This is a genomic window from Vibrio sp. SCSIO 43133 (assembly GCF_023716845.1).
Taxonomy (GTDB): domain Bacteria; phylum Pseudomonadota; class Gammaproteobacteria; order Enterobacterales; family Vibrionaceae; genus Vibrio; species Vibrio mediterranei.
Map to the genome: position 1 here is coordinate 1,876,509 of NZ_CP068024.1, position 13,992 is coordinate 1,890,500.

Below are 13,992 nucleotides of genomic sequence, written 5' to 3' on the forward strand. Positions count from 1 at the left end.
AACGCGTAATTAATTGAATTTCAAGCTATGTTTCGTTCTCGTGTCTTACTGTTACAAACACATCATCACTGTCTAATGTGACCTCAAACAAGATTGGTCGACAACATACATAGCAGTCTTCAATATACTCTTGCTCATCAACGGAACAGTCAATTGATGTTTCAAAAGCCTCCCCACAATACGGGCAGTTTACTCGCCACTCTTTTAATGCTTCCATCGATTACACTCATGGTAGGTTTTATCAAAGTGTAGAATCGTAAAAAGAGATACTCAAATATGGCAGTCAGAGATATTTGTCGTCCAAGGTGCTCAATACTAACGCAGTGCTGCTACTCATATCTTAGCGTTGATAAAACTAACGACGCCTTTTTGTATGCCACGCCTTTTTTGTAAAATATGTCTCCTTCAATAACCATTCCAAATCTCTTATAGAAATCCAGCGCAGACTCCCTTGCATCGCACCAAAATACCTCAATATTTTGCCTTTCAAGCATGTTCAAGACAAACTCGATGACCTGTGAGCCAATACCCTGACCTTGGTAATCAGGAAGCGTTGCAAATTTACGCAACCTACCTTGATTACCATCGATAAATATCGAAGCAACGCAGACCAACTTATTACTCACAGATGCGCCGATATGTATCGCTCGGTTATCTCCTTCTACCAGCGAGCTCTCTATTGGTAAATCGGGCCACAGAACGTACTGACGAATAGGTAGGACCTGTTCGAGTTCGACTAAAGATATTTTCACCACGTTATTATTACCTACTTCTTAATTTAACCAAGTCAGAACTACAGAAAGGAGCAAAGGAAAAACGCCTGCAACAAACAAAGAAAAACCAAAAGAATAGTTTTGTCGATAGTGCTTATGTTTTTCAGCTTCAAGATTATGCTCTTTAACCATTGCTCTCATCTTTTGTGACACAACATCGACGTCATAGGTTCGACTAATTCTTCCGCCATCCCACGCCAAACCAGCCACGCCCCATAACACGATAGCGACGTAAAATGAGAAATCAGAAAGTTCGGATGTTTTCAACATAGGGAAAATGTAGCCAGCTAGGCAGACCACAATCCCCGAACTTATATTCGCTATGAGAACGAAGCGAAATAGAGAGCCCATACTCAAAAGGCTTCCTTCAACCCGATGATGCTCATCTTGTCAGCGATTTCGTCATAAACACGCTATTAGGGTCAAGCGAGTAGCTAGCAAATGGTTCACATTCTACAAAGCCATTTCTTTGATATAGGTTCCTTGCTGGTTCGAAAAAAGCTTCCGTTCCTGTCTCTAAACTCAGTCGCGTCAAACCGTTTTCTGCGGCCTTACTGGTCAAATGAGCAAGCAGTTTTCTTGCTACTCCCTTGCCACGAGCACTCTCTGTCGTGCGCATCGATTTTATTTCACCATGTCCCGACTCAATGGTTTTTAAGGCTATACATCCTGCCAAATCATCTTCAAACCATGCAGTCCAGAACGTAATCTCTGGCTGACGAAGAGCATCAATATCAAGAGCATGAACACTTTCTGGAGGAGAAGTCGCGTACATGTCATCCAAATGAGCTTGTAAAAGGGCTTTTATTTCTGGACCCGTCAAATCATCCTTAATTATTTTCACTTTCTCTCCTTAACTAGATTTACAATATTGGCTTTCCACGTAGGGACTTCTTCTGCCCTTGCTTCTTCTTATTATCCACGCGTCTTATTTGCGATGAACGAGTTGGCTTTGTTGCACGACGTTTCTTTTGCACGACCATCACTGACCGAATCAAATCAGCTAGCCTCGCAAGTGCGTCTTCCCGGTTTTTCTCTTGAGTACGATGTGATTGCGCTTTAATCACAATGACACCTTCCTTAGAGATTCTAGAGTCGTTGCTTGCAAGTAAACGTTCTTTATATATAGCGGGTAGTGTCGAGCGTCTTATATCAAAACGTAGATGGATAGCAGAGGAAACCTTGTTAACATTCTGACCACCGCTCCCCATCGAACGAATTGCATTTAGCTCGATTTCCCAATCTGCCAACGTTACCGTATTAGAAATCTGTAACATGCTGAATTTAAACTGAGTAATCGAATACGATAATGTCGTCTAAAATCGGTCTGAACACCGATTTTAGAGCATCATGTTCGGGGTGAGGCAGATAGTTCTGTCGACCACTTTCATCCTTGAATGTCATCATTACGCTGTGCGTATAGGATTTATTTTTACCTTCTGGGCTATCGTTCACACCCCACTCTACCGCTTCCACTCCTGCTATTTTTTTAGGCATAGCCTCAAACAAAGCCATAAGTTCGTTAATGCTTTGCTCTGTTGCTTTTTCGTTGAATCGAATCAACAAGATATGTCTAATCATTACTAGAGTTCTACTTAGCGAATCAATCACTCGATACTACAGAAATTCAACCACAGTGACTAGACAAGGACATTTTAGTAGTGCCCCATTCCGCCATGAAAGCCGCTAAAAATGCCACCAAATATCATACCAAAGAGGCTAAATATCAACCCAAGGATGATCATAGCTGGTATTGATGCGATGGCGAACTTGACCATAAATATCACCATAGATAGAAATGGCATTTTGATGTCTACGACTGTCACTTCGCTATTCTTTGTATTTTCTTCCGTCATAATCGTACCTCTGAGCTTTTATATTCAACTTATTTAATAACTAATATTACAGATAATAAAAAGGCTCTAATTTATGAAATTAGAGCCCTATCAATGAATAATTGTGTTGATACTAAGCGTTAGACTCAGACTTCAATTTATCCACCATATGTAAATGCACGTCTTGTTGAGGGAAAGGTATAGAAATGCCCTCTTTATCAAAGCGTAATTTAACCTCTTTAGTCACATCCCAATACACATCCCAGTAATCATCTGTTTTTACCCATGGTCGAACGATGAAGTCTACTGATGAGGTATTCAGTGTATGAACTCGAATGTTAGGCTCTGGTGATTTAAGAACCGCAGGATGCGCCTCGATAATCTCATGTAAAACAGATTCAGCTTTGAGCAAGTCATCTCCATAACCAATACCAAACACCATATCTACTCGACGAGTACGCTCGTGAGTAACGTTTTTGATAACGTCTCCCCAGATCTTACTGTTAGGAACAATGATAATTTGGTTATCAAAGGTGCGAATCGTGGTATTAACCAAACTCATATGACTTACCTTACCATCTACACCACCAGCAAAAACAAAATCACCAACATCAAATGGGCGGTAGATAAGAAGCATCATACCCGCTGCGAAGTTAGATAATGTATCTTGTAGCGCAAAACCAATAATCACACCTGCGATACCGAAACCCGTCAAGATAGGCGCTAAGTTAAGCCCTATCTGTGACAGCCCAACCATGATACCGATAATCCAAACAATATTTCCCGACATAGACACAAAGAAGTTTTGCATCAAGTGAGAGAGCTTCAAGTTCTTGTTATGAACTGCTTTTGTCACAATCTTGCGTACCAGTTTTACAACGGCGCGTGTAACAAAAAGAATAAGAATGAAAATAAACACTTGGAATAGTTGCTGTGGTGCGTTATCGCCTAGCCAATCAACGGCGGCACTCCACCAATAACTCAACAGCGAAATCAACACTTTTGAATCTAAAATGTCTTGTGTGATATTCCCAGTTACAGAGAATACTTGTCTTTTATATTCAGACGTTTCTAAACCAACGTCATCACCTAGAACGATCAAATTACGAAGACTTTCTGTTTCAATACCAATACGCTGCTTAAGCACTAACTGACTAGTTTGAAGTGCAGCTTTGTCTCCTTCTGGCGCCGATGCCAACTGAGAATTGATCGCCTCCACCTGTTGGTTGAAATATTCAATCGACGCTGACGTTAACCTCAGGTTTTTCGCGACTAGTACTTCAAACTGCGCTTCACCACTCTCATCCTGAACTCCAAGTTTGTTCAGCCACATCAGGTTTTGCCATGCCGCATTAAAGGTGGCGTTCAAATAGTCTTGAACTTCACTATAAGTATTTAAAATGGACAGTTTATTCTCAGCTTTAGCGCTATTGAACTGCTCTCCAACCGTTTTTAACTTATCTTCTAGATAAGTTTTCGCGCCTTCTGTATATTTTTGCTGGAACCGTACCTGTTCAATGAGCATATCTTTTGGTAAATCATTAGATTCAACCGCGCTACCGATGACATCTCTTAGCTCATTGTTTTTATTGAAGAGGCGGAATTGAATAGCGTCTTTTTGATCTCCACTAGAAGCTTTGAGTGATTCCGAAAGATCTCTTATCTCCGCGTTAATTTTGTCTAAGGCTACTTGAGCCTTTGGAGGTGGTACCCTAGTAGGAGTATCATCTTGAGCTAAGGCAATGCCACTCATCATCGACATTACGAATACAACAAATACTGCAATAGCATTAGTCTTTAAAAATTGAGGGAAACAAACACTCATTCACAACTCCCTGAAGGTGTTAAGTTTAGATTAATTGCTTTAATGATAGGTCATAAAACCATTTGTACACGCATCTCTAGATAGAGATTGATGACATGATCACCCTTGCCATAGTCTTCGGTGTCATCTGTATGAAAACTATCGACTATGCTTAGGTAGATTCTGACAACACGCCTATGTGATTTGAGGCCAATGCGCTTTATCCTTCTCATATTATAAAATGCCATGATTTTACCTGACGGCCATTGTTATCACCTAGTGTTCTACCCTATTATGCGTGCCACAGATTAGTTCGATTCAATTCATCACATTAAGATGAGGATGTAACATGAAGTTTCGCCGATTATTATTCCTAGCTATTATTCTCATCGCCAGTGGATGTTCATCATTGAGTGAACAGCAAAAATTAGCCGAGCGGAATGAACTCGACACTATGGCGCAAACCACTATATCGGAGTTACTAAAAAAAGAACCACACTTGCAAGCTCAAATGAATGAAGCATTAGCGTACGGTGTTGCAAACATGAAAGTGACCAAAGTCCCTGTTGTGGGTGTCGGAGGCGGCGAAGGTGTTATGGTAATAAAAGGTGCTGAGCCACATATCTACTTTACGGTTAAAAGACTCGATTTCGGTGCTGGCTGGGGTGCACGTTCATACAAAGTATTGATTCTTCTAAACACACAAGAGTTGGTCGATGATTGGAAAGACGGTGAATGGAAATTTGAAATTGGAGCGGAAGCCTCTGCAGGCAGCGCCGCAGCACAAGGATCTTCTGGTGATATGAACCCCGAGTTCACTCTGCATGTGTTGTCTGACGGCGGAGCTTCAGCAACTGTCACAGCCAGAGTTATTCGCGCTAAAGTTAACCAGTCACTTACTGACTAGAATAAGCCTATCGAATGCCACGAGTAATCTCATCATAGTTGAGTAGCAGATAATCAATATCGTTGAGGTAGCTGCGCCTATGACCTTCCTCTATGCATTGCTGCATACCTTGATCCCCCTTATTGGCCTTGTCTTCCATAAAACTGACGAGATACCTTAAACGAGACACCATCGTTTCAACCAATTTAAATCGGCTTACTGTATCTATTTCATACGCATCCAGATATGCTTTTGCCCGACGTACTTGTTGAACGATATCACCAAGTTTATCTACCGAGTTGGTTTTGAAAGGTGCCCAGCAATAGACAGAATACGATAAATCCCACAACCTTGAGCCTGGATGAACGGTATCAAAATCAAATACCCCGACAACATTATTCGCCTCTAATGCTACGTTGTAGGGTGCAAAGTCCCCATGACACATAACTTCAGATTCGGTGTCTGAGCTCAGCATCCAATCTAAACGTGCGACGTCATACTGCTCAATAAATCCCACACTCGCGTCATGAAGCCGCCTTTGCAGTCTCGCCGCTGTTTCCAGTGCCTGTAGACTGGCTATTTCCTCAAGTAATGGATAGTTAAATGTTTTGCCTTGTACCAATGAAAGTATCTCATTATCGTTATCCAGAGCAAGTACTTTAGGAACGTCATGGATGCCTTGCTGCTCTAAAAACTTAAGGAAAATATGTACAGAACGAGACCATGGACTTGCAGGCCTGATAACCGTGTCGGTCTTTACTACAATGGGGCTCATTGGTTTCACTCATTAAGGTTAAAATTAAATATCGACGTTTGCAGAGGCATTGAATGAATACATTTTGACTTCTTTTCGCACTTCCCACCCCATAGAACGATAAAACTCTTGTGCAGCCTCGTTGTCAGCTTTAACAAATAAGTGCGTTTTCTCGATACCAATTTGAGCAAAAGAGTCCGTCACTTTCTCCACCAATGTTTTACCTATTCGCTTTCCACGATGCTGGGATGCAACCGCCAAATGCTGCAGGTAGCCACGCCTCCCATCTGTTCCTGCTAAGACAGCACCCACTACTTCTCCATGTAGGATGGCCACAAAACTCATATTCGGATTTTTATCTAGATAAGCAATGATGTTGTCGCGGTTATCCGCCTCTCGAATCACCATATGATCAGTTTGTCGCCACAAAGTCATCACGTTATCGTAGTCGGCGATTTGCATCTCGCGGAAAGTTACGCTCACTTGAGTTACTCCTTTTTACTCAGGTCATTCTTTTTGTCTAGAGCCTGCTTTCAGGTACAAGGATATTTAGACTCCATTTCTGCTACTGCTTTTACAAGCAGTAACTCTAAAGCTTTCAGGTCGATTTTTGATAGGTTATTTATGTAAAGACATGACTTTGCCGTTCTGAACTGGCCAAGTTTCTCCAGTTCGGATTGGAGATTGTCAAAGCCTTGCATGATATAAAGGGTCAAGTTCTGTTTCCGTGGCGAAAAGCCCGTCATCATCCAAGAATACGTTCCACGAGTGTTAGTGTAACGGTATTCGCCAAAGCCGATAATGCTTTCTCCCCACATAACAGGTTGCCGCCCAGTCACTTTGGTAAACATTGTGAGCAAAGTCTCAGCATCTCTCCTTCTTTGCTCATTCTTAACTGATTCAATAAAAGCACTGGGGTCTTCTGTTGTGGGACGAGTTTTTAGCGTGGTCATCGTTATTCCTTATCAGATGGTCCCGCGTGTTCTCACATTGCGCGAACTACATGAATTTATGCTTGTGGTCATAAAAATTCATAATGTGTTTCAATGCCCAATCTCGATAGCGATCCGCTTCAATGAGCACATCGTGCCTTGCGTGAGGTATGGTCAATAGTCGAGAGCTCGTACACTTTTCATTAAACGAATCTTGTGCCGATAGGGAAACGACATTGTCACCTTCTGGTTGAATAATTAAGATTGGCGTTTTGATGTTTTTCGCTTGGGAAATACATGTTTTACCCGCAGCCATCGCTTCCGTAATCCACTTGGGGCTCACTCCACCAAGTCTTAGTTTGGGGTGATTATTCAATAGATCACTGTATGCTTTAAAACGCGTTGGACTACTTGTATGATCATTTCCTTCAAACGTTTTGGTTACAAACGCAGTTTGCTTGGGTGCAAAGTGCGGCGTTTTCTGCAGCTGACTGATCATCTTAATCGTTGCGGTTTGTATGCCACCTACCACCTTAGGTAGCTTGATTCCAAACATTGGACTCGTCAACGCACACGCTTTAATCGTGTCAGGGTATTTTGCAATAAATTGCGTCGCAATCGCTCCGCCCATTGAGTGCGCCAACATCATCACTTCATCGCTGTCTTTGTTGCGAACCACATTCTCGACAAACTGCGCTAAATCATCTACATAATGGACAAACTGATCAATATGACCCAACTCGCTATTTTCAACCAATCGTTCTGACTCGCCTTGCCCTCGGTGATCAAAAGAGTAAACACTAAAATGCTGGCTGAGTTCATACATTAACTCTTTATATTTCCAACACGACTCATTGCGGCCTTGTACTAAAACCAACGCTCGATTCAGGTTTTGTGGGTTGACATTGACCCAAGCAATATCACAATCCATCGCGCCTTTAAAATGACCGCGAGTTCGATTCTCCCAAACCTCATCGATTTTTTGGTGATAAGCATCATCATTGGCAAATTCTGATGTCACGATTTTATGCCGTTTATATGGTGTATAGGGAATATCGAGTTTTCTGCCAACGCTTTCCACAAATAAGCGCCCTAAACGCACACCATGCATATAATCCGCATCAAGTTGTTTTTTAGTACTGCCAATAACTGAAGACTTAAGATTTATTGCCGGCGAGATTTCGTAAATGTTAACGTCATCAGGTGGTGATGCGAGAAAACGCTGTGTTTTACGATAGCTTTCCTCATGCTTGATAAGAATTGCTGATAGTTCACTCATCGTTTTAGTTGGCGCTCGTTTTAAAATCGCTTCCAACAGCGGATGATGGTCGTCAAAATCGATAGGCATAGTACGAACGACCACAATATGTTTGTAGCCTCGACGATAAGCCTCCTCTACCGGGATTGGAGCTGAAACACCACCATCCAGCCACCGTGCATCATCAAACACAACGGGGTTTTTATGCAATGCGGGAATAGCACATGACGCCCTTAGCACATTTTTCCAGTTATCAACCGTGACATCAAAGCACTCTGAGGTCAGCTTTTGAGCATGAGTGGCGACCGCTATAACCTGTTTAGTCTTCAACAGGTCCGAGCCCTTATCCCAATTCAGTGGAATATTGACTTCCGCACTATCGACCAAAAAGTCTAAATCCAACCCCTCGCCGCTTAAGAGGTATTTAGTGAGCTTGAAAAACTCGGGATGGCGAGTTGCTTCAGCTATGACTTTATAGGCATGACCTTGGTGTCCACAGATATAGGAAGCGAGATTCAACGAACCAGCGGACGTACCAATAAGCAAATCAAATGGATTGAAGTCGGCACGTAAAAAAGCGTCAAGAACACCTGCGGTAAAGATTCCTCTTTGCCCTCCACCTTCGGTCACCAAGGCTATTTTATCTACATGTTGTTGGCGCAACATAAAGTTGTCGTGATGTTTGCTGCTTATGATGTATCGCTTGCCCATGATGATTCCAAAATCTATTAAACGCTAAAATCACTCAGTTCAGAATGTGTTGCCTAAAAAAAAGTGCGAACTAAGGATAATATGGGGACAGTACCAAAATAAATTCAAGAAAATTTATAGGGCGTTAATCAATCTAAAACCTTTTGCCAATAGCCCACATCCAACCACTGCTCAAACTTAAATCCGATTTGCTTAAAGTGACCGACCTGCTGCATTCCCATCTTGTCATGAAACTTTACGCTGGCGTCATTTGGTAAGGTGATAACGCTCATAATATTCTTAACACCACGTGTCTGTAAGTCATTAAACAGTGCATCGTATAATCTGGAACCTACACCTTTTATTGGTGTTTCATGGTCAACATACACAGAGGACTCAACTGTAAATCGGTAAGCACTGCGTGCATTCCATCTTTTTGCATAACAATAGCCAACCACTTGTCCTTGATGCTCATACACCAACCAAGGTAGAGCGGAATCAACAACAACGCGAATACGCTCAGCCATGTCTGCATCGGTTACAGGGTGTTCCTCAAACGTACATGTCGAATGAGCAATATAGTGATTGTAGATCCTAGCAATAGCTATACTGTCTGTCTCTTGAACATTTCTTATCACTTTACTCTCCTCTCTTCGTCACATTGCGCTGATAAATAATATCGTCGTACGTTTTTCCTCCGATAACATACGCCTCTTTCTCTATCGCTTTAATGTGGAATCCACATTTCTCTAGCACTCGTTCGGAGCCATGATTACCTTGAGTTACGACAGCATTATACTTTGAGACGTCGAGTTGCGATATTCCCCAATCTAGAACGCATTTTAGCGACTCTGTAGCAATACCCATCCCTTGATATTCGGTGAGCATGAGGTAACCGACTTCTGCAACACGATTTGATACCTTGAACCCTGTAACACCGACTTTAGCTTGATTACTTTTTAACACAATTGTCATGCATAACCACTGATCGCTACCTGGCTGCCAAACCGGTAGTCGCTCTTCGAATCGTTGTTTAATTTCGTCCATCGAAGGGGCATCAAAACACAAACGGATAATCTCTGGATCTTGGTGTAATAGTCGGAAAAGCTTGAAGTCACTACGACCAATTTGTCTCAGCTGCAATCGAGGTGTCTCTAGAGTAAGCATGGTTAATTACCTCGGAAACACTTTTTCAAAACGCTCAAGCACCAAGTCATCATACTCACTAAATGTGATGTTCAGTTCGTTCGCGTACCATTCAAAGAAACGTAGATGCGCTTGCTTCCACCATTGATAGGTCCTGTCTCCTTCGCCTTCCGCATAAGCAAACGCTTCAGATACCTGATTAAACGGACAAACCTCAACCGATGTCAATTTGATGATACATATAGGATTTTGGTCCCAGTCCAAAACAACAGACAACCGCCCAACTTTAGGCAATGGCTCTTGTTCAATCTCATACCCCGATTTTAGGCTACATGAAGCGGTTTTAATACCTTCATTAATTAGCTTCGCGCATTGGTTGGCATTGTATTCATCGCCACAAAAATGCTCGGCAATCACATCTTTTATGCTTGCTCGCTCTGAGGTAGTTAACTGTTCTAAGTACTGGTTTAGAAATGTTTGCTGTTTAGGCGTCACTGCTTAACTCCTTTGCCATGACGATGACTTCAACACCCTTATTATTGAGTTGATGCCGTTTCTCCCACCCTAGTTTGGCGTAGAGCCCACCTGTCAGGATCTCTGTTTGAAGGTAGAGTGTCTCGATACCGAGCTGTTTGGCTTCTGCTATCATTTGCTTCACTAACTGCGAGGCTACCCCTGACGCTCGACGCGATGGATGCACATAAACGCCACCCAACCAAAACTCGTAATTCTCGAAACTTGGAATTTCATTTCGTCTTAAGTGTGCGGTCGCAACCAATTCACCATCTTGCACACCGACGACACTAACAGGGATGCCGCCATTCTCAAGTAAATCATCAAGCTTGGTCGTATAGCTTTCAAGTGAATTGTTAGGATCTCTTTTCCCCCACTGATGATAATACCAATCAACAATGGTAGCCTTAAACTCAGGGTGTTCAGAGATAGTGTCGAACGTGACAGCAGATTTAGTCATATATCGCAGGATTCCATTTTTGCATTAAGATTTGCGGGTTACTAACCTCTTGATAACCAAACTGCCGATACAATCCATGAGCGTCGCTTGTCGCGAGCATGATACGTCTTAACCCTTGCAGCTCTGGGTGTTCGTCAATGGCTTTAATGAGTTGCTTACCCAACCCCTCTCCTTTTGCTTTTTCAACTACAAATACATCACTTAAATAAGCAAACGTCGCTCTATCAGTTATCATTCGAGCGAAGCCAACTTGCTCGTTAGAGGCGGTATACACACCAAAACAAAGAGAATGTTCGATGGATTTTTCGACCACGTCGAGAGGAATGCCTTTAGCCCAATAGCTGTTAGCTAACTCTCTATGGATGAGAGGAATATCTAATAAACGTTTGTCCGAGGAAATGAAATATGACATGTACAACCGTCCCTACTTGTACCAATAGGGTTAAAGGAATATACAATTACCGTTGAAAGATCAACTAGATATTATTGAGACTTTCGTTTTAAATTAACAAAGATAACCACGACAAGCCCCAGTGCAAACATGATAGGCGCTCCCCATAGCAACGCATTGTGACGACTCATGGATGGTCGATAAAGAACATGTTCACCGTAACGAGCAACCATAAAGTCCTTCACTTCTTGGTTTGTTTTCCCTTGTTTGATTAATTCGAACACTTTTAGACGAATGTCTTTCGCGACCGGAGAATTTGACTCAATTAAGTTCTGATTTTGACACATTGGGCAACGTAGTGTTTTAGCCAGTTCTATCGCTTGTTTTTGCTGCTTAGGTGAATCAAATTCAAACAGTTCCACGAATTGGCTCTCCGAACTATGAACAACTGGCGCTAGGATTGAACATAATAAGAGGAAGCCAGTGATTACGATATTCCTAAACAACATTAGCGTCTCCTACACTATTTTCACATTGCACACGCTTAATAGAGAATAACTGAGACAAGAGCATCCAAACTCCAGATAAACAAACCAACAACGCCCCAAACCATATCCATCGCACAAAAGCTTTAAACTGGATGCGAACCGCGTAGTGCTCAGCATCCACTTTATCACCCAATGATATGTATATATCGCCATCCCATTTTGGCGTCATAGAAGGCTCTGTCATGTTCATCACGCGTACGGGATAGTGCCTCTTCTCAGGATAAGCACGTTGTATTTTTGAAGGATTCGATAGTGGAGTAATTTCAATCTCGGCTTGTTCTGAACTGAACGAGCGAGCAACATAGAGGTGGGTATCAAGATAGCGCACGTTAAAATCACCAAACTCTACACTAGAACCCGGTCCTAGCTTTCTTGTCATTTCATACGAATACTCAGCATTCATCGCAGAGCCAAATGCGGCCACCGCAATTCCAACATGTGCCAATATTACTGCATACAGGCCACGATTCATCTTATGACTGTGCAATAGCCGCAGATGAGACAGCATCACCCACACACTGCCCCAGACCGTCATAAATGCCCAAAACGACCACTCTGCACCAACATGTGCGTTATGTTGTGAGTAATACAATACGACGGCAAATGCGGCGATTAAACTGGCAACAAACAAGACCGCCATGAGTGGGGTAAGCACTCGTTTCTCATCAGATTTCCACCGACAAAACGGTACAAAACCCATGACAAATAAAGCAAAAATTGAGAGTGGACCAAACAACAAATTGAAATATGGCGCACCCACAGAAATATTGCCTAAGCCCAAAAGCTCATACACCATAGGATAAAACGTACCAAATACCACAACCATAGTCGCCAACGTAAAGAGGTTTGCAGCAATAAGTATCAGAAAAGGTTTGGTTCGAATGTCAGTGATAGCCTTAGAATGAAGGCTATCCGAACGTAATATCAAAGAAACAAAAGCCAGAACAAAGATGATGGTTAAGATCGCCAACAAACTGAAACCTTTGGTTGGGTCGACCGCAAATGCATGAACAGAAGTCAATACGCCTGAGCGAACAATAAAGGTGCCTAGGATACTCAAGCAGAACGTAATGAATGCAAGAGAATAGGTCCAGAACACCAACTGACGGTGTTTAGCAAGCATCATAGTGTGTATTAGCGCGCAACTGGTTAACCAAGGTAGCAATGAGGCATTCTCCACAGGATCCCAGAACCACCAGCCTCCCCAACCGAGTTCGTAATACGCCCACCAAGAGCCGACAGCGATACCCGCAGTCAAAAATAGCCACGCAACTACGGCGCACACTCTTGCGCTTACCACCCACTGGGTTGAACTGGCCGAAGTTCCCAAAGACGAAGTAAACAGTGAACCCAACGCTAGCGCTAATACCGATGCAAACCCGACATAGCCGACGTACAACAATGGCGGGTGAATGATAAGACCAATGTCTTGAAGCATGGGGTTTAAGTCTCTGCCTTGAGTTGGTATTACGGCATTTAATTCAAATGGATTAGACGCAAGCAATGTAAACCAAGCAAATATGGCGACGATAAGCTGCATTAACCACATAGCATGTCGCCTGACAGAGTCTTGAACGAAAGAAAGAGCCGCACCCCAAAGCGACAGCGTCACCACCCAGAATAGCATCGATCCCTGATGGCCACCCCAGGTGGCAGCAATCTTGTAACCAAGATGAAGTTGACTGTTTGAATTGTCTGAAACGTATTTTATTGAGTAATCATCAACAGCGAAGGCGACAGCAAGTACCACGATAGCAGCAACCGCAAATAGCATGCTTAGTAATGTCAGTAACTGCACTACTTTATCTAGGTGCAGTCTGTGTTGCAGCGGCAGTCGATAGGAGACGACTCCACTCATGCTCGCTAAACTACTCGTGACAGCAACGACTATCAAAGTGAATAATCCAATGTACCCGATCATGTAACCTCTATGTTGTTGCCAAGAGTGAAAACGACTCTGTTACTCTTCTAAAACACACTCGATATAGATTTGTGCAGAGAG

At 42.6% G+C, this 13,992-nt stretch carries 20 protein-coding genes; 1 reads left to right on the forward strand and 19 read right to left on the reverse strand.

Translation table 11 applies throughout. The features are described 5' to 3' along the window. Positions 1 to 25: 25 nt before the first annotated feature. The 8 genes from JKJ11_RS08925 to JKJ11_RS08960 form a co-directional block, all read right to left on the reverse strand. The gene (locus JKJ11_RS08925) at positions 26 to 217 is read right to left on the reverse strand and encodes a CPXCG motif-containing cysteine-rich protein (RefSeq protein ID WP_006074186.1); all 192 of its coding nucleotides are present in this window, start codon (positions 215 to 217) and stop codon (positions 26 to 28) included. Positions 218 to 329: 112 nt separating this feature from the next. Continuing rightward, positions 330 to 752 carry a GNAT family N-acetyltransferase gene (locus JKJ11_RS08930; protein ID WP_420883075.1) on the reverse strand — a complete coding sequence of 141 codons (423 nt, stop codon included), beginning with the start codon at positions 750 to 752 and terminating at the stop codon, positions 330 to 332. 21 nt (positions 753 to 773) lie between these two features. Then, on the reverse strand, positions 774 to 1,124 hold the full coding sequence (locus JKJ11_RS08935; protein ID WP_252038023.1) for a hypothetical protein: 351 nt from the start codon (positions 1,122 to 1,124) through the stop codon (positions 774 to 776). Positions 1,125 to 1,155: 31 nt separating this feature from the next. After that, entirely contained in the window at positions 1,156 to 1,617 is a 462-nt protein-coding gene (locus tag JKJ11_RS08940; protein WP_124939750.1) for a GNAT family N-acetyltransferase, read from the reverse strand. Positions 1,618 to 1,636: 19 nt separating this feature from the next. Beyond that, entirely contained in the window at positions 1,637 to 2,050 is a 414-nt protein-coding gene (gene arfB / locus JKJ11_RS08945; RefSeq protein WP_006074195.1) for an alternative ribosome rescue aminoacyl-tRNA hydrolase ArfB, read from the reverse strand. Between the two features lie 7 nt (positions 2,051 to 2,057). Beyond that, positions 2,058 to 2,354, reverse strand: a complete 297-nt coding sequence (locus JKJ11_RS08950) for a Dabb family protein (protein WP_096443295.1) — start codon at positions 2,352 to 2,354, stop codon at positions 2,058 to 2,060. A 74-nt stretch (positions 2,355 to 2,428) separates the two neighbouring features. Continuing rightward, entirely contained in the window at positions 2,429 to 2,629 is a 201-nt protein-coding gene (locus JKJ11_RS08955; RefSeq protein WP_063606343.1) for a hypothetical protein, read from the reverse strand. Positions 2,630 to 2,741: 112 nt separating this feature from the next. Then, complete coding sequence (locus tag JKJ11_RS08960; protein WP_006074200.1) at positions 2,742 to 4,433, reverse strand: mechanosensitive ion channel family protein; 1,692 nt, start codon at positions 4,431 to 4,433, stop codon at positions 2,742 to 2,744. 328 nt (positions 4,434 to 4,761) lie between these two features. Here JKJ11_RS08960 and JKJ11_RS08965 point away from each other — a divergent pair, with 328 nt between their 5' ends. Then, entirely contained in the window at positions 4,762 to 5,319 is a 558-nt protein-coding gene (locus tag JKJ11_RS08965; protein ID WP_062459678.1) for a lipid-binding SYLF domain-containing protein, read from the forward strand. Positions 5,320 to 5,326: 7 nt separating this feature from the next. Here the strand turns inward: JKJ11_RS08965 and JKJ11_RS08970 are convergent, their stop codons facing one another. From JKJ11_RS08970 to JKJ11_RS09020, 11 genes are all read right to left on the reverse strand, one after another. Then, positions 5,327 to 6,073 (reverse strand): phosphotransferase enzyme family protein, encoded by a 747-nt coding sequence (locus JKJ11_RS08970; RefSeq protein WP_124939752.1) that lies wholly within the window; start codon positions 6,071 to 6,073, stop codon positions 5,327 to 5,329. A 24-nt stretch (positions 6,074 to 6,097) separates the two neighbouring features. Continuing rightward, on the reverse strand, positions 6,098 to 6,514 hold the full coding sequence (locus tag JKJ11_RS08975) for a GNAT family N-acetyltransferase (protein WP_038230407.1): 417 nt from the start codon (positions 6,512 to 6,514) through the stop codon (positions 6,098 to 6,100). A 71-nt stretch (positions 6,515 to 6,585) separates the two neighbouring features. After that, complete coding sequence (locus JKJ11_RS08980) at positions 6,586 to 7,005, reverse strand: DUF1801 domain-containing protein (RefSeq protein WP_006074207.1); 420 nt, start codon at positions 7,003 to 7,005, stop codon at positions 6,586 to 6,588. A 46-nt stretch (positions 7,006 to 7,051) separates the two neighbouring features. Then, positions 7,052 to 8,953, reverse strand: coding sequence for an alpha/beta fold hydrolase (locus JKJ11_RS08985; RefSeq protein ID WP_006074209.1), 1,902 nt, complete (start codon positions 8,951 to 8,953; stop codon positions 7,052 to 7,054). A gap of 128 nt (positions 8,954 to 9,081) precedes the next feature. Next, a complete protein-coding gene (locus tag JKJ11_RS08990) occupies positions 9,082 to 9,570 on the reverse strand; it encodes a GNAT family N-acetyltransferase (protein WP_006074211.1) in 489 nt (162 codons plus the stop codon). 1 nt (position 9,571) lies between these two features. Next, positions 9,572 to 10,099 carry a GNAT family N-acetyltransferase gene (locus JKJ11_RS08995; RefSeq protein WP_252038024.1) on the reverse strand — a complete coding sequence of 176 codons (528 nt, stop codon included), beginning with the start codon at positions 10,097 to 10,099 and terminating at the stop codon, positions 9,572 to 9,574. A gap of 6 nt (positions 10,100 to 10,105) precedes the next feature. Beyond that, positions 10,106 to 10,573 carry an ASCH domain-containing protein gene (locus JKJ11_RS09000; RefSeq protein ID WP_252038025.1) on the reverse strand — a complete coding sequence of 156 codons (468 nt, stop codon included), beginning with the start codon at positions 10,571 to 10,573 and terminating at the stop codon, positions 10,106 to 10,108. Next, a complete protein-coding gene (locus tag JKJ11_RS09005) occupies positions 10,563 to 11,051 on the reverse strand; it encodes a GNAT family N-acetyltransferase (RefSeq protein WP_171389104.1) in 489 nt (162 codons plus the stop codon). Before JKJ11_RS09005 ends, JKJ11_RS09000 begins: the two co-directional genes overlap by 11 nt. Next, a complete protein-coding gene (locus JKJ11_RS09010; RefSeq protein ID WP_006074218.1) occupies positions 11,044 to 11,463 on the reverse strand; it encodes a GNAT family N-acetyltransferase in 420 nt (139 codons plus the stop codon). The genes JKJ11_RS09005 and JKJ11_RS09010 overlap by 8 nt, the downstream gene beginning before the upstream one ends. Before the next feature lie 71 nt (positions 11,464 to 11,534). Beyond that, positions 11,535 to 11,951, reverse strand: coding sequence for a cytochrome c-type biogenesis protein (locus JKJ11_RS09015; protein ID WP_252038026.1), 417 nt, complete (start codon positions 11,949 to 11,951; stop codon positions 11,535 to 11,537). Further along, a complete protein-coding gene (locus JKJ11_RS09020; protein WP_252038027.1) occupies positions 11,941 to 13,911 on the reverse strand; it encodes a heme lyase CcmF/NrfE family subunit in 1,971 nt (656 codons plus the stop codon). The genes JKJ11_RS09015 and JKJ11_RS09020 overlap by 11 nt, the downstream gene beginning before the upstream one ends. Positions 13,912 to 13,992: the final 81 nt, after the last annotated feature.

Coding starts and splice junctions, on each gene's coding strand:
- JKJ11_RS08955 (WP_063606343.1), bottom strand. CDS start 2,629: ATGACGGAAGAAAATACAAAGAATAGCGAAGTGACAGTCGTAGACATC.
- JKJ11_RS08995 (WP_252038024.1), bottom strand. CDS start 10,099: ATGCTTACTCTAGAGACACCTCGATTGCAGCTGAGACAAATTGGTCGT.
- JKJ11_RS08950 (WP_096443295.1), bottom strand. CDS start 2,354: ATGATTAGACATATCTTGTTGATTCGATTCAACGAAAAAGCAACAGAG.
- JKJ11_RS09005 (WP_171389104.1), bottom strand. CDS start 11,051: ATGACTAAATCTGCTGTCACGTTCGACACTATCTCTGAACACCCTGAG.
- JKJ11_RS08925 (WP_006074186.1), bottom strand. CDS start 217: ATGGAAGCATTAAAAGAGTGGCGAGTAAACTGCCCGTATTGTGGGGAG.
- JKJ11_RS08980 (WP_006074207.1), bottom strand. CDS start 7,005: ATGACCACGCTAAAAACTCGTCCCACAACAGAAGACCCCAGTGCTTTT.
- JKJ11_RS08935 (WP_252038023.1), bottom strand. CDS start 1,124: ATGGGCTCTCTATTTCGCTTCGTTCTCATAGCGAATATAAGTTCGGGG.
- JKJ11_RS08985 (WP_006074209.1), bottom strand. CDS start 8,953: ATGGGCAAGCGATACATCATAAGCAGCAAACATCACGACAACTTTATG.
- JKJ11_RS08975 (WP_038230407.1), bottom strand. CDS start 6,514: ATGCAAATCGCCGACTACGATAACGTGATGACTTTGTGGCGACAAACT.
- arfB (WP_006074195.1), bottom strand. CDS start 2,050: ATGTTACAGATTTCTAATACGGTAACGTTGGCAGATTGGGAAATCGAG.
- JKJ11_RS08970 (WP_124939752.1), bottom strand. CDS start 6,073: ATGAGCCCCATTGTAGTAAAGACCGACACGGTTATCAGGCCTGCAAGT.
- JKJ11_RS08965 (WP_062459678.1), top strand. CDS start 4,762: ATGAAGTTTCGCCGATTATTATTCCTAGCTATTATTCTCATCGCCAGT.
- JKJ11_RS09010 (WP_006074218.1), bottom strand. CDS start 11,463: ATGTCATATTTCATTTCCTCGGACAAACGTTTATTAGATATTCCTCTC.
- JKJ11_RS09015 (WP_252038026.1), bottom strand. CDS start 11,951: ATGTTGTTTAGGAATATCGTAATCACTGGCTTCCTCTTATTATGTTCA.
- JKJ11_RS08960 (WP_006074200.1), bottom strand. CDS start 4,433: ATGAGTGTTTGTTTCCCTCAATTTTTAAAGACTAATGCTATTGCAGTA.
- JKJ11_RS09020 (WP_252038027.1), bottom strand. CDS start 13,911: ATGATCGGGTACATTGGATTATTCACTTTGATAGTCGTTGCTGTCACG.